Origin of the sequence: Prosthecobacter sp., assembly GCF_044226605.1 — a bacterium.
Classification (GTDB): Bacteria; Verrucomicrobiota; Verrucomicrobiia; order Verrucomicrobiales; family Verrucomicrobiaceae; genus Prosthecobacter.
Map to the genome: position 1 here is coordinate 48,604 of NZ_JBGAGS010000007.1, position 17,859 is coordinate 66,462.

The 17,859-nt window shown below is 61.9% G+C and carries 18 protein-coding genes; all 18 read right to left on the reverse strand.

What is annotated here, in order from left to right; genetic code table 11:
* Nucleotides 1–9: 9 nt before the first annotated feature.
* Nucleotides 10–2,691: an ATP-binding protein gene (locus ACILSO_RS10815; RefSeq protein WP_395737414.1), complete on the reverse strand. Its 2,682-nt coding sequence runs from the start codon at nt 2,689–2,691 to the stop codon at nt 10–12.
* Nucleotides 2,684–4,132 (reverse strand): class I SAM-dependent methyltransferase, encoded by a 1,449-nt coding sequence (locus tag ACILSO_RS10820; protein ID WP_395737415.1) that lies wholly within the window; start codon nt 4,130–4,132, stop codon nt 2,684–2,686. The genes ACILSO_RS10815 and ACILSO_RS10820 overlap by 8 nt, the downstream gene beginning before the upstream one ends.
* A gap of 140 nt (nt 4,133–4,272) precedes the next feature.
* Nucleotides 4,273–5,157: an OmpP1/FadL family transporter gene (locus ACILSO_RS10825; RefSeq protein ID WP_395737656.1), complete on the reverse strand. Its 885-nt coding sequence runs from the start codon at nt 5,155–5,157 to the stop codon at nt 4,273–4,275.
* A 66-nt stretch (nt 5,158–5,223) separates the two neighbouring features.
* Nucleotides 5,224–6,339, reverse strand: coding sequence for a hypothetical protein (locus ACILSO_RS10830; protein ID WP_395737416.1), 1,116 nt, complete (start codon nt 6,337–6,339; stop codon nt 5,224–5,226).
* 8 nt (nt 6,340–6,347) lie between these two features.
* On the reverse strand, nt 6,348–7,016 hold the full coding sequence (locus tag ACILSO_RS10835) for a hypothetical protein (RefSeq protein WP_395737417.1): 669 nt from the start codon (nt 7,014–7,016) through the stop codon (nt 6,348–6,350).
* A gap of 62 nt (nt 7,017–7,078) precedes the next feature.
* On the reverse strand, nt 7,079–9,214 hold the full coding sequence (locus tag ACILSO_RS10840) for a tape measure protein (protein WP_395737418.1): 2,136 nt from the start codon (nt 9,212–9,214) through the stop codon (nt 7,079–7,081).
* A gap of 59 nt (nt 9,215–9,273) precedes the next feature.
* On the reverse strand, nt 9,274–9,708 hold the full coding sequence (locus ACILSO_RS10845) for a phage protein Gp36 family protein (protein ID WP_395737419.1): 435 nt from the start codon (nt 9,706–9,708) through the stop codon (nt 9,274–9,276).
* A 4-nt stretch (nt 9,709–9,712) separates the two neighbouring features.
* A complete protein-coding gene (locus ACILSO_RS10850; RefSeq protein ID WP_395737420.1) occupies nt 9,713–9,916 on the reverse strand; it encodes a hypothetical protein in 204 nt (67 codons plus the stop codon).
* A gap of 337 nt (nt 9,917–10,253) precedes the next feature.
* On the reverse strand, nt 10,254–11,204 hold the full coding sequence (locus tag ACILSO_RS10855) for a Mu-like prophage major head subunit gpT family protein (RefSeq protein ID WP_395737421.1): 951 nt from the start codon (nt 11,202–11,204) through the stop codon (nt 10,254–10,256).
* A 64-nt stretch (nt 11,205–11,268) separates the two neighbouring features.
* Nucleotides 11,269–11,889, reverse strand: a complete 621-nt coding sequence (locus ACILSO_RS10860; RefSeq protein ID WP_395737422.1) for a hypothetical protein — start codon at nt 11,887–11,889, stop codon at nt 11,269–11,271.
* A gap of 57 nt (nt 11,890–11,946) precedes the next feature.
* On the reverse strand, nt 11,947–13,002 hold the full coding sequence (locus tag ACILSO_RS10865) for a phage protease (RefSeq protein ID WP_395737423.1): 1,056 nt from the start codon (nt 13,000–13,002) through the stop codon (nt 11,947–11,949).
* Nucleotides 13,003–13,056: 54 nt separating this feature from the next.
* The gene (locus tag ACILSO_RS10870; protein ID WP_395737424.1) at nt 13,057–13,488 is read right to left on the reverse strand and encodes a phage virion morphogenesis protein; all 432 of its coding nucleotides are present in this window, start codon (nt 13,486–13,488) and stop codon (nt 13,057–13,059) included.
* Entirely contained in the window at nt 13,488–13,637 is a 150-nt protein-coding gene (locus ACILSO_RS10875; RefSeq protein ID WP_395737425.1) for a hypothetical protein, read from the reverse strand. Before ACILSO_RS10875 ends, ACILSO_RS10870 begins: the two co-directional genes overlap by 1 nt.
* Before the next feature lie 31 nt (nt 13,638–13,668).
* On the reverse strand, nt 13,669–14,010 hold the full coding sequence (locus tag ACILSO_RS10880) for a hypothetical protein (RefSeq protein ID WP_395737426.1): 342 nt from the start codon (nt 14,008–14,010) through the stop codon (nt 13,669–13,671).
* Between the two features lie 4 nt (nt 14,011–14,014).
* Nucleotides 14,015–14,371, reverse strand: coding sequence for a hypothetical protein (locus tag ACILSO_RS10885; protein WP_395737427.1), 357 nt, complete (start codon nt 14,369–14,371; stop codon nt 14,015–14,017).
* Nucleotides 14,368–17,178 (reverse strand): phage minor head protein, encoded by a 2,811-nt coding sequence (locus ACILSO_RS10890; protein WP_395737428.1) that lies wholly within the window; start codon nt 17,176–17,178, stop codon nt 14,368–14,370. The genes ACILSO_RS10885 and ACILSO_RS10890 overlap by 4 nt, the downstream gene beginning before the upstream one ends.
* A 30-nt stretch (nt 17,179–17,208) precedes the next feature.
* Nucleotides 17,209–17,568 (reverse strand): hypothetical protein, encoded by a 360-nt coding sequence (locus ACILSO_RS10895; RefSeq protein ID WP_395737429.1) that lies wholly within the window; start codon nt 17,566–17,568, stop codon nt 17,209–17,211.
* Nucleotides 17,569–17,618: 50 nt separating this feature from the next.
* Nucleotides 17,619–17,858 carry a hypothetical protein gene (locus ACILSO_RS10900; protein WP_395737430.1) on the reverse strand — a complete coding sequence of 80 codons (240 nt, stop codon included), beginning with the start codon at nt 17,856–17,858 and terminating at the stop codon, nt 17,619–17,621.
* Between the last annotated feature and the right edge of the window lies 1 nt (nt 17,859).

Below are 17,859 nucleotides of genomic sequence, written 5' to 3' on the forward strand. Positions count from 1 at the left end.
GGTGTCCTTCTAAGTGGAGGAATGGTGGTTGTTGGTGCTGTCAGCAGAGGGAAGGTCGAGAAGGAATTCAGTGTACACGCCGGGCTGGCTGCGGACCTCGATGCGTCCGCCATGGTCGGCAATGATGCGGTTGCAGATGGAAAGGCCCAGGCCCATGCCTTCGCCGACATCCTTGGTGGTGAAGAAGGGGTCGAAGATCTTGTCCCGGATCTCCTGTGGGATGCCGGGTCCGTTGTCCTTGATGGAGAAAATGACCCTGTCCCTGCGCATCTGCGCTGAAAGGCGGATGCAGGCCGTCTCTCCCTCCGGATAGGTCTTGGTCTTCATCGCGTCGAGAGCATTCTGGATGAAATTGATGAGCACCTGCACGAACTGGTTGCTGTCTCCGCGCACTTCCAGGCCTTCAGGGATGTCCATTTCGCGCTGGATGCCGTCCTTCCAGACATGGGAGAAGAAGCGCAGGCCGGTGGCCACGACGTTGTGCAAATCAAAGGCGTGATTGAGCTGGCTGGTGGTGCGGGTGAAGCCACGCAGGTCAGAGATGATCTGGATCACGCGGTTCACGCCCTCCTCCACATCCTTGACCGTGTCGGCAAAGTCGGCGCGCTCCTCCTCCGGCAGCAGTTTGGCGGAACGGCTGATGATGCCCAGGCCCTGCCGTGCGTAGTTGAGCGGATTGTTGATCTCGTGGATCAGGCCGGCGCTCAGGCGTCCGAGAGAAGCGAGCTTCTCATTCTGCACGAGCATGGATTCGGTTTCCTTGATCTGCTCCAGGGCGGATTCGAGCTGCTGCTTCTGCACGACGAGCTCCTTCTGGTAGGTGCCTGAATCCACGAGGTTTTTCAGGCGCACCATGATCTCGGTGAGGGAGAAGGGCTTGGGCAGGAAGTCGCTGGCACCAGCGGCGAGGCATTCGAGCTTGGTTTTCTCATCGGCGCGGGCGGTCAGCAGCACGACGGGGATGGAGCGGGTGGAAATGCGGTCGCGCAGTTCACGGCAGACCTGCAGGCCGTCTTTTTCCGGCATCATCATGTCAGAGAGAATGATGTCCGGGAGGAACTGGGTGGCCTTTTCCACGGCCTGCTGACCGTCCACGGCTTCCAGCACTTCAAAGGTGGCGCTGAGCTGGCTCTTGAGGAAGCGCAGCATGTCGGGTTCGTCGTCGGCGATGAGCAGCTTGGGCTTGCGGCTGCGACCGGCACCGGTCTCCACGGGGCGCATGGTGGCCTGCAGCGAGGTCATGGCCGGGAAGAGCTCGGCGCGGCGGTAGAGGTCCGCGATCCAGTCTTTGTTCTGCGGGGTCTCGGCGCCCGCATCTTCATGCTCATCTTCGATGGCTTCGTTGTCCGCAGGTTCGCCCTGACGAAGCGGCAGATTCACGGTCATCGTGGTGCCTCTGCCGACCTCGCTGGTGGCCACGACATTTCCGCCCTGCACTTCCGCGAGTTCCTTGACGAGTGCCAGGCCGATGCCCATGCCCTGGAACTTGCGCTTGGAGGAGGTGTCCGCCTGCCAGAAGCGGTTGAAGATGTGCGGGAGCTGATCCGCCGGGATGCCCATGCCGGTGTCCCGCACTTCAATGACCATCCAGCCATCCGACTTGCTGGCGGTGAAATTCACGTGGCCGTTGGAAGCGGTGAATTTGAGAGCATTGAAAAGCAGGTTGAAGCAGATGCGCTCCAGCTTCTCCGGATCAATGAGCACCATGCCGAGGTCCGCATCCACATGGGAATGCAGGTTGATGCGCTTGTCCTTGGCAACGGCGCTGACGGCATTGGCCATGCCGCTGATGAAGTCGCTCACGTTCACGCGCTGGGTGCGCAGCTGAGCCGTGCCGGCTTCGAGACGCACAAGGTTCAAGAGGTCATTGATCAGTTTGAGCAGGCGCATGGCGTTGCCATGCATGGTGGTCATGAGATCGATCTCCTCCTGAGGGCGGGTGGAAGCCGCGCGATGGAGCAGGCTTTCGAGCGGAGCGATGAGAAGCGTGAGGGGCGTGCGAAGCTCATGGCTGACGTTGGCAAAGAAGCGGCCCTTCGCTTCATCGAGCTCGCGCAGCTTCTTGTTGCTCTGCTCCAGTTCAGCACGGTTGAGGTCCAGGTCATGCCGCAGCTTGAATTCAGAAAAGCGGATGGTGTTGTAAAACCAGGTGCCCGCCGTGGTGAAGACGCCGGTCACAAACAGAAAGTACAGGTTGTTGAAGAAGATGCTCTTGTTGACGATCGGCCCGTGGAAATAGCAGGCCAGCAGATACGAAACCAGGGTCAGGCCCACGACGAGGATGCTGTCCTGCAAGGTCCAGCGCATGAGGATTGCGGCGCCGAGCATGACCAGGTTCAAACCGGCGTAGTAGGGGGACTCCGCGCCGCCCTTGGCGTAAATCATCCAGGCGATGCCCCAGAGCAGAGGCATGGCCATGAGCAGTCCGAGGAGGCGGTGCATGCGCTTGCCCCAGTCGGTGTTCAGCGCCATCCACACCAGGATGCTGACGAGTGCGGAGATGACGCGCGCCGGGAAAAAGCGCTTCACGCCCTCCTCCTGAAAGACCACCCAGTCCAGCGAGCTGCCCGCCAGCATGAAGATCACGGCGAGAATGCCGCAAAGCTGGTAGTTGCGGACACGGATGTCCTGCTCGTAGGCCTGAAAGGTTCCTTTCAGGTTACCAGCTAAAACTGGAGAGGTCTCATGCATCGAGAGGTTTGCGCACTTCGAGGAAGATGTTCACGCCAGTGGCGTCTGGTTTCACCACGGCGGCGCCGGGCGGCGCCCGATCAGGCGCGAGCTTGAGGAACTGCTCCTCATCACGATAAACCAGATGCCATTCGGCAAGATACTCCATCCAGTTCCGCCAGGGATTGCTGGGGTGCACATTGGTGGCGATCAGCAGGCCGCCGGGAGCGAGGAGATCGTAGAAGATCTCCAGCAGGCGGCGGCAGATGCGGTCGGAGAGATAATCAAACAAGCCCGCGCAGTAGACCACATCATAGGTGCCTGCCTGGGCGGCCGCGCGCCCGGACTCCTTGAGAACCTGATGCACGGATTTTTTCTCGAAGCGCAGTCCAGTGCGGCGGCGGTGGCGGTTGCGCAGTTCTTCCAGAGACCGCGTGGTGTGCATGATGGTTTCATCATTGAAGTCCAGCAGCAGCAGGTCCGCCGAGTCTGAGATAGGCTCGTGCGTGAGGAAGTTTTGAATTTCCTGCGCCGGGCCGCAGCCGAGATTGTAAATGCGCGCGACGCGGTTCTGGGCGGCGGCGCGCTCGGTTTCAGCCTTCAGCTGCTGCACCAGGTACACGATGCGGTTGCGGTGCGCGATCACCGGAGGGATGTCCAGGTAGAGCTTGTTGAGCAGCTTGGCGAAGATGGAGCTTCCCTCGTAGGGGTCTCGCAGCATCATGCTCACCATTTCATAGTCGCCGGCATAACCGAGCGGCTTGTGGTAGGTGCGGTAGACAAACGGGGCGCAGAGCACGAGCGGATGGAGCTGGCGCTTGATGTAGCTGCGGTGCACCGGCTGCTGATCGAGGGGAATGATGGCGGCAGATTCCTCAAAGCGCTTCATCAAGGGATACACCGTGGGGACGATGGGCTCCTCCATCTGCAGCAGCACCTCGCGCTCCGCCTGAATGCGGTCTCCGGTGGGGAGGGAGCGCACGCCCAGCTCCACCTGCTCCATCCAGCGGCGCAGGTCCGAGAGCATGGTGTGCATGTCCGCCACCACGATTTTGAACTCAGGCACGACGCGGTAGCTTTTCTCCGTTTCGCGGAGGAACTCGGCAAACTCCGTCAGCAGGCGGCCCTTGTTCTGCGTGGGGGAGAGGATGTCGATGTCGATCCAGCCTTCATCTGAGAGCGAGGCCTCGCAGATGAGCATGATGCCGGTGTTCACCAAATTGGCGATCGTGGCCCTGCCGGTGTAGACCACGCGGTCGTTCATCATGATCCTGAAGTCGTTCAGAACTTCAGACAGCTGGACGATGCTGTAAGGATTATACACCTCAAACACGCCGAGATAGCGGGTGAGGCGGTGCAAGGTGCCACGTACTTCCGCCCCCTGGCTGTTGCGGCAGATGATAAAACTGAGGCGCTCCCCGGAGGGGGCGAGATTGGGCAATGAATTATCGTTGTTCTCCATGGGACGGTTCCTCTGCTAAAGCATTTTGTGCCGGAGTGACAGCACAACCGTCCTTGAAAAGGAACGCCGCGCCAGGTGGGAGCGCACCGTGAAGGTGCGGGAGACATGAGAGGGAATAAACATAGTTTCCTCGATTTGATTTAAAACCTCTGGGTGAAGCTGACGGCGAGCACATTCCATTCGTGCTTGAGCCTGCCATCCAGCGGCGCGACGACGTTGCCGCTGACCACGCGGACCGGACTCCAGACATAAGCGTAGGTGAGATCCACGCCGCGGGTCTTGCCGCGCCAGCCTACGCCGAGGCTGAAGATGTGGCGGTCATTGGAGGGCGCCACAGGCGTGTAGTAGGCGGCGGGCTGCGAGTTTTCGGAGAAAAGGTAGCCGCCGCGCAGGACCCAGTTTTCATTGAGCTGATAGGTCATGCCGGTGCCGAGGTCGATGGAGTTTCTCCAGCCAAAAACGGAACTGGTGGCGCCGCCCAGCAGAGGCTGGTTGTTGCCGATCTGCAGGGGCAGATCGTCATGGGATGAGTTGGCGGCCCACTTGAAGTCAAAGCCGACGGTGAAGCGGTCGGTTACGTCGAAGCCATAGCCCACCGAGATGGAGCCAGGGAAGGTCATGTCCGAGTTGAAGGTGCTGGACTGGCTCAAGCCCAGGCCGAGGAGCGCCGGCGGCATGTTGTTTGATTTGAAGTCACCGCCAAAATTGATCTTTACCGGCAGTCTTCCCACCACGGCAATACGATGCCTCTTGGAGGTGGAAGTCCAGTTCACGCCGGCGTAGGCGCCCAGACCCCAGCCCTGGCCATGCACGGAGACGTCTCCTTCAGGAGAGCCCGGCACCCAGGCAGACCAGTCATAGAACCTCTTAAACTTCAAGTCCGCATACATGATGTCGAGCCCCGCGGCCACGCTCAGGTTGTCCGTGACCTTGACCGCCAGAGCGGGAGTGATGTCCACGGTGAGAAGTCTCGTCTGGTAGGGAAGGGCATAGCGGAGAGGGGCGGGCGCGTAACCGCGCCCGATTTTGAAATGGGTCCGAGACGCGCTGAAATGGGTCTAGCGCACGCCGCCCGTCAATATCCGAATGGGTCAGAGCGGCGGGTATTCCAGGGTCAGCGAAGCCAGCGTTGAAAACGTGTTCACCGTTGCCGGCAGTGTGGAAAGATACCAGGTCGAGTCCTGGCCAGGCGCCAGGGTGATGTGCCGCGTGCTGCCGCCCTCGCTCCATCGGATGCCCACATGCAGGTTGCCCAGGTTCCGCCAGCGGTATTGAGGGATGCGCACCATGTAGTCCCCCGTCGCAAACCGTGCGTAATTGGCCAGCGACAAAGAATAGCCGCTGGTCGAAGGCACCGCGCTGTACTCGCCCCAGTTCCAGGTATGCTGGTCCGTGGTGGTGCCGTCCCACTCCACATTCCCCGTCGCGGCAGCCAGGGCGTCCGTAAGGGTCACAGCGCCGCTGTAGCTGATGGTGTTGCTGCTCGGGCCGGTGCCGTAGTTGAAGCCCGGCGTCCGGTCATCCGTGGAGGTCGGTGTAGTGCAGGAGTAGCGAACAGGGTTTGTGATGGGGTTCCACAAATGCGGGCCGATGCTGCCTTGCGTCGTCGTCGTGGTGATGGTGCCAAACTGATAGACCGCCACACTGGTCCGGGTGGTGTAGATATTGCCGGCGTTGGTGATCCCATTGCAGAACCACCCCTCACACCATCGGGCCTGCGTCTGGAGCCTGATGCTCGCATTCCGTGGCGCCCGTTCTGGCCCGGCAAAGTAATACCCTTGCGGCCCCATGCCGGCGGCATCCCGTGGCGTAAGGCTCTGCACCACCTCCACGAGCTGCTTCAGCGCGCCGCCGCTGGCGCTGGCCACGGGCATGCGCGGATGGATGCCCGCGCCGCCTGGGTTGTAGCCGCTCTTGTCCATGCTGGCGGCCTCGCGCGGCACGCGTGCCAGCACCGCATTGACCAGTCTATCCACGAAGCCAGGCGTGAGCACGTACACCTTCCCGGCGTCAAAGCGCTGCTTGAACGGCGGGAGCTTGGGGCCGCCGCCTTTGGGGTTGTGGCCGGCCACGCCTTTAGGCCCCGCTTCCTTGGCGTCCATCTGCGTCCGGGCCTGCACGGCCGCCACGAGCTGGTTGAGCTTCTCTCCGGTCATCAGGCACGTTCCACCGCCTGGGCCGATCTTGAGTTGAGGAGTCTTGATCATGGGGAGGTTTAGGCCGGGATTTGTGAGGCGAAATTCTGCCAGCTCTCGCGCACATAATGCACCTCGGCATCCGTGCCGCTGATCTTCGCACCGGCGATGCGGTCGCTGTCCACATCGGTGAACACCCAGCCGGAGGGGTAATTGAAGCGCGGATCTGCCAGCGAGCCCCACACCGCCGAACGCACAGCCGGCGAGACCGCTGGCGAGCCAGCCAGGCCTACCAGGTTGGTGGGCGGTGATGAGCCCACCAGGACATAGCTGATTTCCACGCTCGGGCTGCACTCACGCACGTTGACGGGCGCGTTCGTGAAGAGACCGCTCACGGTGAGAGACTCGATGCTGAACACCTCCTGGGTGGACTGCATGCGCACGCTCAGCGGCTTGGTGTTGCTGATGCGCCCCTCATAGTGCGCTTTAAACGTCCACACGTTGCCCCCGCGCCTCTCCGGCGTCCCGCCGCGCAGCCAAAAGTCCGAGCTGCCATACTGCATGCCCAAGGGGAAGGCTGCCGCCACCTGCAGTGCTGTCTTGATCGTGCCGCGAAAATCGCAGATCCACTCCACGTCCAGATGGTCAAACCCGTGCTCCTGGGGAGTCGGCACCGCGCTCAGCTCCGTCCACGTCCCGCTGGTGAGCGAGGTCAGGACTGCGACGCTGGCGAGGTCTCCGATGGGCATGCGCCCAATCAGCTCCCTGCGCGCTGCTCAGCCGAGTGGCCTAGCGGCGGTTCCGCGCGCCGTCACTTCGCCACGGCCAGGGTGTTGAGCTTCGTCTGGATCTCTTTCACCAGGGCCATCAGCGGGTGGCTGCTGCCGCTCTCCTTCCCGGCCTGCGCGGCGGCCTCGCGGCGCTCCTGCGAGCGCTTCGCAGTGCCAGGGCTGGGCACCGTGGGAGAGGCGTTGCGGCGCGCCAGCGGCCCGCCGCTTGCGCCGCCCATCATGCGCTTCGGGATCTTGCTCGTGCCCCGGCTGGAAAGCGGCCCGCCCATGCCGCCGCCCATCAGGTGTTCGATGCGCGTCTTGCGTGGCTTGTTGCCCCCCCCGTCTTCTCCATCGCCGTCATCCGCCATCGCAGCCGCCAGTGCCGCTGCATGGTCTTTGCCCGCGCCACCCACAAAGCCGGCGTCGATCTGGCTGCCCGCCTTCACAGGAGCCACAGCGCCGGCCGCAGCGTCTCCCACCGCCGCCTTGGCTTGGGTGGTCAGGGTTTTCTCCGGTTTCTTTTCATTGGCCTTGGAAACGGCGGCAGCCAGGCCGTTAGCCTCGCTCTTGGAGGCGACAGGCGCGGCCTCTCCCAGGCCACGCGGCAGGCCTCCTGGCCCGCCCGCATCCAGGGCAGAGGGTGGCAGCATGCTCTTGCCTCCCTTCCACCCCGCTGGCAGCGGTGCTCCACCCAGAGGGTTGGGCATCGCGTCGATCTGCGAGGGGGGCAGCTTGCCACTGTTCGCTTCCGCCGCAGCCGCAGCCTTGGCCCGTTTGTCATTCTCTGCATTCCAGGTGCCACGCATCGCCTCCATGCCCTTGCTCAGGGAGTCGAGCGCCGACTTGCCAGACTCAGACATGTTGGAGCCGATGTTATCCGCGCGAGTGGATGCGTTCAGGGCGTCATTCTGGGCCATCGCCGCCGGCCCGGTCAGGCTGTTGGCGGCATCTTTCAGGCCGGGGATCATGCTGGCCATGAAGGAGCTCTCGCTCATGGCCTTGAGCGCGTCCCGCACGCCAAACATGATCTTGGAGCTGAAGCTCAGCGCGGCGCTGTCCAGCTTGGCCATGAGCCATTCCCCAGCCGGACGCAGCAGAGCCATCATCCCCTCGCCGATGTGGGGCAGCGCTGCCCCGATGGCCATGAGAGGCACCTTCACCGCATCGCCCAGGCTGGCGAATGCCTTTTGCAGCGCAGTGCCCATCGCGCCGGCCAGTCCACTGCCTTCCTTGGCCTCGGCAATAAAATTGCGCACCGCGGTTAGGGCGCCACCCATGTTCACACCGATGTCTGCCACCAGCGGCTTGAGCTGGTCTGCCAGCCCGATGGCATCTTGCAGCACCGGCTTGATGGCATCATTGAGCGGTGTGCCCAACGCAAGGAAAAGGTCATTCACCCCATCTTTGAGATTGCTCCACAGGCCAGCACTCGTCTTGGCCTGTTCGCCTGTCATGCCAAAGAACTGCCCGCCCGCCTCTGTGAGGCTGCGAAACGCCTGATCGAGTAGCGGAAAAGTAATCTTCCCTTCTTCAGCCAGCTTCTTGATGTTCTCTTCCGGGACTTTCAGGATGTTGGCAAATTCACGGATGATGGGGATGCCGCGCCCCGTGAGCTGATTGATGTCCTCTGCAAAAAGTGTCCCTTGTGTGCGCGCCTTGCCGTAGATCTCGGCAATCTCACCTATGGGCGCGGCCACAGCGCTGCTCACGTCGCCAATGCGCCGCAGCGTGTCGGGGATGTCTTTGGCGGTCTCGCCAAAAGCCAGCAGCATACGCCCTGCCTGGGCCAGCTCAGGAAACTCGAACGGCGTCTCCATTCCCATTTTCTTGATCTTCCCCAGCACATCCAGCATCGCGGTGCTGCTGCCCAGCATCGTCTTAAACGCCGTCTGGGTGGTCTCCATCTCACTGGCCACGTTCAGCGCCTGCTTAAAGCCGCCAAAGCCCACCTCCAGGGCCTTGTAGGCCGTGAAGGCCGCGCCGATCTTCGCGGCCAGGCCCACGAATGCGCCGCTGAGGCTGTTCACCGCGCCGGCGCTTTCGCCAAACTTCTTGGTTCCTGCTGTGAATTTCCCCTGCTCATCACGCGCCTGTTTCAGCGGACCGCTGAACTGGTCTTGCAGCTTGAGAAGGTATTCCAGCATGTTGCCCATGCCGGCACCGTCCATGCTCATGCCCACCACCTCACCGCGCCGCCCGTCTGTTGCGGCTGATGCTGTAACCGTTTACAGTATCATCCCAGCAAACGTCCAGGCGCGCCCAGGCCACTGTCAACAGTGATGATGGATGCCGGCGGATCTACCACGGCGGCGTCTGTGTCTGGCAGCGAGGCCATCTTCATGTCTCCCATGTTGATGGCCTCCAGCTTCTTGCGAAACGCGTCCGCGCGCCCCTTCCACGGATTCTCCGCATCCGCCGTGCCGCGTCGGCGGTAGCACATCTCACAGGCCAGAGCCACGGCCGCTCGGTTGATGATGCGCGGCATGGGGCTGAAAGTCAGCGGCACCACGAAGCGCCCCTCAAGAGCCGCGTCGATCTCGCTTTGCACCGCCTCGCGCACAGCATCCCACGCGTCAATCACCCCGTCATTGTCATCGTCCAGGGCTTGGATGATGAACTGCGGCGGGATCTGCCCGTTGAGGTCTGTGAGCTGGAGGTAATCAGGCATGGCCTTAGCGCTTCACGGCTGCCTTTTTGCTGCGCAGATCCGGCGGCGGCGGGGTGTAGTAGTGATGGTGGCCAGACTGCGGCGCGCCATGCGCGGTCTGGTAAGATTTCGCCGCCTCAATCGCGGGATGGACAGCCGGAGGAGGAGCGACCTCCTCCGACTGCTGCTGCAGCCCGTCACTGGACTGCTGAAGGGTGTTAGTGACCACGCCCTCCGCACTTGCGCCGCTTTGGTCGTTTGGGTGGGAAAGAGAAACCTGCGGAGGGAAACCCCCAGCGCCCCCCGCAGGTGAATCAACGGCTGATGGGCTCAAGCCAGCCACCGTTGAAATGGGAGCGGCCATTCCCTGCCCAGCTTCCTGGGCAGACTCTTGCGATGTCGGGAGCGCAGCAGATGCCGCCGCCGTCTTGGGGGTGCTCTGTGCGGGCTTGTTGCTTGCGCGTTTTGCCATGGCCTAAAAAATGAGTGAGGGGTTTTAAAACTTGGGCCGCGCCACCTTTCGATGAACGCGGCCCTTTCTCGTTATGGGTTAGAGACGGTTTTGATTACAGCGCGGCATCCGCGCCAGTGGAGCCGATGGCGAGCTGCGGCATGCCAAAGCCCACGTTGCCACGGTAGTAGCCCTGATAGTTGAAGACGTGCTGCTCAAAGGCGTCTTTATGCACGTTCGGATTGTCCTGCGCATACTGCCGGAGCTGCACTTCCTTCTGAAGGATGAAGGCGCGCAGGGGCCAGCCAACGTCGAGCACAAACCACTTGTCCTCATTGGCGGCGGTGTTCAGGTAAGGGAACATCACCATGTCAGCATCGCCCGCGTAGATGTTGCTCACAGCGGCAGCGCCAGAACCCACCACCTGGCCGATGAGCTCGGCATGCAGGATGCGCTTGAAGGTGCTCTCCCACTTCTGGGAGCAGACCACCATCTTTTTCAGGCCGATGCCCATCGGCTCGCCGTTCGCATCCACGATGTTGCCCATGAGCTGCTTCGCCTTCTCCCAGGAGCCGGCGCTGGGCTTCTCCGTCATCTTGTTGGTGAAGGTGTTGGCATCCACCACGCCAGGCAGATGCGGTTTGTCCTCATCAAAGAACGGCTGGCCCGTATAGTCATTCGTGGTGAAGCCGGAGACCATCAGCGAGGCCAGCAGTTTGTCCGGGTGCCGGCGCGCAGCCACGCCCAGCATGTCAAAGAGGTTGTTGTACTGGCCGATCTGGTCGCGCTCAATGTCCGCCTGCTTCACAGAGACCACGTCGGCAAATTCATCGTTCGGGATGCGGACCTGCTCACGGGCCATGTTGCCTTTTTTCACCTGGTCTTTGAAGCGCTCAAAGGCCGGGAACTTCACCAGCATGTCATAGACCTCAATGGCCGCGTTGCTTTGTTCGATCTGGCAGATCCGCTCAGACACAGGCTCCGCCCCCTCGGTGAAGGCTTTGAGCGTGCGCGTCTGCCAGCGTTCGCGGAGACGGGTGATTGCGGCGGCGTTGTTGATGTCCATGGCGTGCGATTAAAAAAGGGTGTGGGTGAGGAGGTGAAGGAGGCGGAAGAAAAAGCTGAAAGGATTAAGCAGCCGGGGCGATGATGCCGGCAGTGACCAGGGCGGCGTGGATGGCGCGCACATCGTCACCGACTTTCTCACCTTCAGCCTTGGCGGCGGCGAGGTCGGCAGCGGCGGCAAAGGTGCCGTTGGTGCTCGTGAGCGTTACGGTCAAAGGCCCGCGTTTGGCGGACTCGGGCAGGACGAGAAGCCACACGTAGTCGCTGCCATCCAGGCCCACGATGAGACCGGCAGGGCGGTCTGCATCCGTGCCAGCAGGCACGCCAACCGTGTGGTCATCCACCACGCGTGCGGTGGTGTAGAGGTGCGCGGCGGTGATGTTGCCGTCATTCTTCACGCGCATCACACCGGCGCGCGGCGAGATCTTCAAATCACCCTTGGCGCCCGTGCGGTTGTCGATGGTCTCCACCGCCGCGCCGATGACCTTGGCCGTGGCAGCCATCGTGGGGTCAGCAGAGCATGCCTGGCTGTTGGCCGGGTCCCAGCCGACAAGGCAGCCGGCGTAGATGATCTCAGACGCCTTCACCGGCAGACCAGGCGCGCTGGACTGCACGTTGTGCTGCGGATGAAGCGCCGCATCCGGCGCGAGGAATTGGATGTCGAAAATGCCTGCTTTAGATGCCATGGTGGGAAGCGGTGTGAGGTGGTCGTTTGCGGAAAATCAGCGGCGGTCGGGAAAGGGTCAGTTGACCTTGTATTTCTTCGCGTCCTCGTCAGAGACGCCCGTCAGCTTGTCGATGGCGGCCAGCTCAGGGTTGGCAGGCAGCGTGGTGGTGGTGCTCAGCAGCAGCGTGCTGGCATCCGGCGTGCGGAGATTGACGGGGACGGTCACAGGCAGCTCAGCGCAGAGGAGCTTCAGATCTGCCACACCCAAGTTCTTGGCGGCGCTTGGTGGCACCTGCTTGCCGGCGGCGGCGGCTTCACGAAGGATGGTGGCGCGCTCGCTGTTGTCCACACCGGAGCTCAGCAGCTTGATGCGCTCGTCCTGCGCTTTGATGGTATCGCTCTGCTGCTTGAGCAGACCCTTGATTTCAGCCAGGCTGGCGGAGAGCGCCTTCATGTCGCCACTCTCGGCTTTGTCTGTGGCGGCATCCTTGGCCTCCAGTTTGGCCGTGAGTGCGGCGAGGATGTCCTCAGCGCTGGCCGTATCCGGCAGTCCGAGGGCTTTGGCGAGGGCTTTCTGGAAATCTTCAGGTTTCATCGTATTGGAGGGATGGGTGGCGCTTGGTGGCGTGGCCTCACTCTTCCCTGGTGCTGTGGCGCTGAGGAATACCAGGCCGGGAGTTGCGCCATGCCGGCAGAGCGCCACGGAATGCAGGCCAATGACCTCATCTTTCTCATTGCACTTCACCACGGGGCTGAGGTCTCCGTAATGCCCACCGGCGGCAAACTCTTTGCCCTCCGGCGTCCACGAGCTCATCAGCAGGTAGATGCCCTCGTTTGGAACGAGTTCCAACTTGCCATACCCTGCCACCTTCACCGGCTCGCCTTTGTAGGTCGGAGATCCAGGCACGCTGCTGTGCTCAAAATCCACCGCGATGCGGTCCCAGTTTTTTGCGCGGTTGTAGTCCGCAAGCTGCCTCATCGTCGCGTCATCCACGATCACTTTGCCCTGGGTGGTGGCATGTTCACCCCAGCCCAGCACCAGCATGCGTTGCGGCAGGCCATCGGCGCCCTTCGCAGGGTCAAACTGTGGGGCGTTGGCACGGAGGCAAAGGAGGCGTTCGTCTGGCTGCATGCCGCCACCCATCCCCCATCTGCCATCTCCCATCTGCCTTTGCCGCGCCAGTTCCTACTCTGCAGCGCGCTCTATGATGCCGCTGAGCACATCGTGGATCTCCTGGCTTACACTCCCCGTGAGCTGGTCATCCAGCATCGGAAAGAACGGGCGCGGCGGGATGCCTTTCTTGCTGCTGCCGAGCTGATGCGCGGACGCATAAACCGCAGGAGATCCCACCTTCACCGCATCGCTGCCCTGTACCTGCGTGTGAATGCCCTGCTGCATATCGCCACTCTTGATGAGCAGCGGATTGGTGGCCTTGCTCTTCTTGCGCGCCGGCCATGGCTGAGGCCGCAAAGAGGGCTCGTCAAAGGCCCGCACTGCATAAGACTCCACCAGCGTCCCAGCCGCCTGCAGCATCCGCTTTTTAAGCGCCGGATCTTCCAGCGCCTCCAGCTTGGGCGTGATGTCGTCAGCTTTAAGCGTGAGGGAGAGGGCGTCCATTATTTTGCCACCATAAACTCCATTTCGGATTCTTCGCCGTCCAGCCTGTTAACAAGCACGGCATAAGCCTTGATCCATTCGTGATCTTCCCACTTCACAAAAACTCTCTTCACGAGAAGCCTTTGATGGATCTCGCCGGGATTGAGCATGGCGGGAAGGATAATGGGAGGGCTCATAGTCTCAGCGAATGATTCCTCCCCGCCCGTGATGGGCCATCACTGCCCAGATCTCGTGATACGCAGGCAGTTTAGCGGCCTGGTCGCGGCGGCGGCCGACTTCGCTTTTGAAGTTGTCGTACTCGATGTCGTCGCCCAGGGCTTTGATGATGATGTCCTTGCCGCGCTTCCCCACGAGCATGCGCCAGGGGTAATCACTGCCGGGAAAGGATTGTTCCACTTTGATGCGCAGCTTGGTTAGCTGCTTGAGGTTTTCGAGATCATGCTTCTCACGGGCGCGGACGTGCCAAAGGCCGGGGCCTTTTTGCACGATGGAGTAGAAGCCATGAACGGTGAAGAGCCACATAGGATCAAGCGGGGTTGAGGGTTGCGAGGAATTGCTGGAAGGCCATGGCGGCATCCACAGGCGCCAGCGGTGTGGCCGTGGTGTCTGCCCAGGGCGCATTCTTGTCATCGTCCAGCCAGGCGCGATAGCGCGCGGCCAGCTCCACCAGGCGCGGCTCATTGCAGCCGTAGGAGGTGCCATCCTGGCCGCAGGGCGTGGCCATCAGCTCGTAGAGGGCTTCCGCGTCCGCAGCATTCAGCGCCACGATGGAGCACACTCCTTCCCGCAGCAAAGAGAGCTTGGTGTCGATGTCTGCCAGCATTCCGGCAATCTGGATGAGGCAGCCGCGCACGGCGGTGAAAGTAGCGTTGGAGAGTGTCATGGGGTTTGGGGGTTGGAGTTGGATCTGAGATGTTGAAGCGGGACTCCCCACTGCATGGCGTCATTGCCGGCGGCGGTGCTCACCTTGACGGTGTTGATGTTTCCCGCGTAGTGGAAAGGCATTTTCCCAGCGGCAAAGGTGAACTCGTTTTCAGCATCGTAGAGGAAGCCGCAATCACCTGCGCCTGGAGTCTTCTCCATCAGGTAGGTGCCAAGGATGCGCGAGTGCGGCACCGCCTGAATGACAGCTTCTTTGCCATGGACATCGGTTACCTTAAAGGGACTGGAGCTCTCACACAGGCCGCGCGGCATGGAGCCATCCGCGCCAGGCTTCAGGCCGTAGGTATTGAGCGGGGCGGCGTTTTCTGTGCGGATGAGACGCATGGCGCGGAGTGCGCGGTCATTGTGGCGCATGTCCGTGGCGGCCAGAAACTCTTGCATGAGAGCGTGCTGGATGGTGAACGCTGCATCCACCTTGGCCGCGCCCAGGCTGCCCTCCATGCTCTTGAGGGCATTGGCGGAATGCTGCACGCCATGCCGCCAGAACACATCTTTGGCGGGAATGTCCATGTGGCGGGCCACCCAGGCTTTTTTAGCCTGTGCGTCATCATGCCACGAGCTCTTGCCCTGGCCATCCTTCCAGCGCGTCACAGCGTTAAAGTCGCCACCGTTGGCGGTCATGTAGTCGCGCAGGCGCTCCATCAGGCTCAGGTTGGACGGGGCCGGCTTCGGTGTCGGCGGAGGCTTCGGAGCCCAGGCCGTGAAGTTTGGCAGCGCCCCCTTGGTCTTTTGATCCATCGCCTTGGCCGCTGCTTCAATCTGCGTGAGCTGGTTGAGGTAGTGCTGGCCCATCGCGGCCTTGGCACCTTTGCCCTGGGCGAGCTTTTCCAGCGCTGTCTTATGCGCCAGCGCGGCGGCCACCTTCGTCTTGTTGTAGGCAAAGCCGCCCGTGCCGGAATGATGGTTGAGGGTCTTCGCCGCATTGAGCATGTCATTCCAGTAGGCATCCGTCTGCGCCGGCGCTGCTTTCACGGCAGTCTTGTCTTTCCGCAGCCCGTCCCAGGGCTTGCCGTTCTCATCCACCACGCTCACCGATCCGGCGGCCTGCTTCAGCTCCTTGGGCAGATCTGCGCTGATGCCGGCCTTGCGCAGGCCGAGGATGTGCCGGCAGAGGCTTTCGCCGTAGCCATCGCGCCAGCCGTCATGCTGCATGTCCAGCGCCTTCGTGCTGATGTCGCTGATGTGCTTCCAGCGCTCATCCAGCACCGCCTTGATTTCAGCCGGCGCATTGATGCCGGCGATGCTCGTGGCCTCCACGCGCTTGGCCACATCGGTGAGCTTGAGGCCGCCAAAGACTTCCGCTGTCTGTGCATTCTTGGCCGCATTGCGCAGGCTCCAGAGCTCGTCCGGGTAGGCGTTCCAGTCTGCGCCCTTCTCGCCACCCATCGCGCGGAAGCGGAGAGAACCACCGTTGTCGATGCGCCATGGAACACCTGTAGTATCCACCAAAATATTGTCTTTTGCAAGGCCCACGACATCCCAGTTGCCCATGAGAACGTCTGCATGGAAGTGCTCGCCCAGGCGGGCAAAAACCGCCTCACGTTGCGCGGGCGTGGCCTTCTTGAGGTAGTCCGCCAGAGTCTCGCCTTCGATGAACCGCGCCAGCTTCACCGGCCCGGCCTTGGTCTCGTAGAGCTTGGGCTCAGGGACGTGCGCGCCAAGTCCACGGTAGATCTCATCTGCCAGCACCTCTTCACGCAGGTGTTCAGCGCTGGCGCCTTTTTTCATCACAAAGCGCGTGCCGTTGGCGTCTTCCACCAGCACGGCACCCGTGCTTCCTCCCAGCTTTTTCACCACCTTGAGACCATCCGGCGAGTCTGGGAAATTCAGCTTCGCGGAGGCATCTGCAGGCTGCGCCGGCGCGGCGGCCGTCTTCTTTTTCAAGCGCGACTTTTTCGGCCCAAGGCCCACCCACTGCGCCACGGTCATCTTGTCGGTGATCTGCGCTTGATTCGCCCATTCCTCCCAGGCCTTGAGCGTGTCAGGGTCATGCGCGTAACGCTTCGCAATGGCCTTATAATCGTGCTTCACCGTACCTGGCTTGCTCCATGGCGAGTCTGCCCAGGTCGGTGTCCTATTGAGCGGGATGCCATCAGGAAGGCGCTGGTTTTTGTCGATCAAGCTGGCCTCTTTGGCCGTGAACATTTCCGGCCTCACAATCTGCGTTTGCAGCAGGTTGGAATCAGCCGCCTTTTGCGCGCCAGGCCGTCCGCGCTGGATGATGTCTGCCGCGCCGTTCTGTGTCAGCGGCACCACAATGCAGCGGCAGCCCCAGTCCCACGGGGGAAAGATGCGCTGCCAGATCTCATGCCCCGCCGGGAAGATCTTGCCATTGAGCGCGGCATGGCTAGGCCTCACGCGCCCATCGCCATGCGTGCGGTATTGCCAGTAGGGAAAGACGTCCACCTGCTGCATCAGGTTGCGGTAGCGGCTGGCGGCATACCCCCGGAAAACATGCGTTCGCAGCAGCAGCTCAGCGCGGCGCTGGGCCACCTTGCCGCCCAGGTCATCGGTCAGCTCCGCCGCGATCTGCTTGCGCGCCTTGTCCCAGGTCTGCTCTCCCGCCGGCACAGCCTTGATCATGTCTTTGACTTTGCTGAGCTGGTCGAAGCCATCCAGGCCCGTCACGGTAAACGCATACGCCCGCAGCTCGGGCAGCAAACCATCCATCACCTCCCGCGAGACTACGGGCAGCCCGGCAATGCGTTTGACCGCATCGGCATGGGGCATGGGGCTGAAGGCGAACATGAGGAAGAGTTTGCGGTTGTTGGCAGTGGTTTACCGTTGTTGACGGTGGTTTGCCAGAGCCGGGCGGCGTTTGCGGTCGAATCGCCGCCACCAGGGCGCGTTCGGGTTGCGGCGTTCCCAGGCGGTTTGTTTGAGCGAACATGCAGCAAGCTGGGCCTTGGAGTCCTCAAAGGCGCGGGAGAGCTTGAGCAGCTCGATTTCAGCATTTTCAAAGGCATCGTCCACACGCTCAAACGCGATGTTTCCCCGCTTGATGAACTCCAGCATATCCAGACCCGCGCGGGCGAAAATTTCATTGAGCAGCACGAGGTGCCGCCGCAGATCTTCCAGCGGAAGATTGTGCCGGAATGTAATCAACGCGCCAGCTTGAATGTGCAGCCGCCGCAGCATGTCGTTAAGCCGCTCTTCAGAAAGCGGTGTGGAAACCGTGACGGGTGTATTCATGCCCGTGTGTTCGCGCGGCCCTCCCAGCTTTGGATTTTGTTCAGCACCTGGCCGCCAATGGCCTGGAGCTCATACGGCAGGGCCGCAAGACTCTTGGAGCCCTCGCCGCTGAAGCTCAGCGGAAACTCGTAGAGCTTCGTGCGTTTCGGGTCGCCCTTGTCCATGCGGCGGCACACCTGCACCGTCACCACGCACGAGCCATGCGCCAGGATGTCATTGGGAAGAGGGCGGTTCATG

Excerpts from the sequence above, each read along its gene's own strand:
- ACILSO_RS10855 (WP_395737421.1), bottom strand. The coding sequence starts at position 11,204 with ATGGACATCAACAACGCCGCCGCAATCACCCGTCTCCGCGAACGCTGG.
- ACILSO_RS10840 (WP_395737418.1), bottom strand. The coding sequence starts at position 9,214 with ATGAGCATGGACGGTGCCGGCATGGGCAACATGCTGGAATACCTTCTC.
- ACILSO_RS10875 (WP_395737425.1), bottom strand. The coding sequence starts at position 13,637 with ATGCTCAATCCCGGCGAGATCCATCAAAGGCTTCTCGTGAAGAGAGTT.
- ACILSO_RS10820 (WP_395737415.1), bottom strand. The coding sequence starts at position 4,132 with ATGGAGAACAACGATAATTCATTGCCCAATCTCGCCCCCTCCGGGGAG.
- ACILSO_RS10860 (WP_395737422.1), bottom strand. The coding sequence starts at position 11,889 with ATGGCATCTAAAGCAGGCATTTTCGACATCCAATTCCTCGCGCCGGAT.
- ACILSO_RS10890 (WP_395737428.1), bottom strand. The coding sequence starts at position 17,178 with ATGTTCGCCTTCAGCCCCATGCCCCATGCCGATGCGGTCAAACGCATT.
- ACILSO_RS10895 (WP_395737429.1), bottom strand. The coding sequence starts at position 17,568 with ATGCTGCGGCGGCTGCACATTCAAGCTGGCGCGTTGATTACATTCCGG.
- ACILSO_RS10880 (WP_395737426.1), bottom strand. The coding sequence starts at position 14,010 with ATGTGGCTCTTCACCGTTCATGGCTTCTACTCCATCGTGCAAAAAGGC.
- ACILSO_RS10815 (WP_395737414.1), bottom strand. The coding sequence starts at position 2,691 with ATGCATGAGACCTCTCCAGTTTTAGCTGGTAACCTGAAAGGAACCTTT.
- ACILSO_RS10885 (WP_395737427.1), bottom strand. The coding sequence starts at position 14,371 with ATGACACTCTCCAACGCTACTTTCACCGCCGTGCGCGGCTGCCTCATC.
- ACILSO_RS10870 (WP_395737424.1), bottom strand. The coding sequence starts at position 13,488 with ATGGACGCCCTCTCCCTCACGCTTAAAGCTGACGACATCACGCCCAAG.
- ACILSO_RS10900 (WP_395737430.1), bottom strand. The coding sequence starts at position 17,858 with ATGAACCGCCCTCTTCCCAATGACATCCTGGCGCATGGCTCGTGCGTG.
- ACILSO_RS10835 (WP_395737417.1), bottom strand. The coding sequence starts at position 7,016 with ATGCCCATCGGAGACCTCGCCAGCGTCGCAGTCCTGACCTCGCTCACC.
- ACILSO_RS10865 (WP_395737423.1), bottom strand. The coding sequence starts at position 13,002 with ATGCAGCCAGACGAACGCCTCCTTTGCCTCCGTGCCAACGCCCCACAG.
- ACILSO_RS10830 (WP_395737416.1), bottom strand. The coding sequence starts at position 6,339 with ATGATCAAGACTCCTCAACTCAAGATCGGCCCAGGCGGTGGAACGTGC.
- ACILSO_RS10845 (WP_395737419.1), bottom strand. The coding sequence starts at position 9,708 with ATGCCTGATTACCTCCAGCTCACAGACCTCAACGGGCAGATCCCGCCG.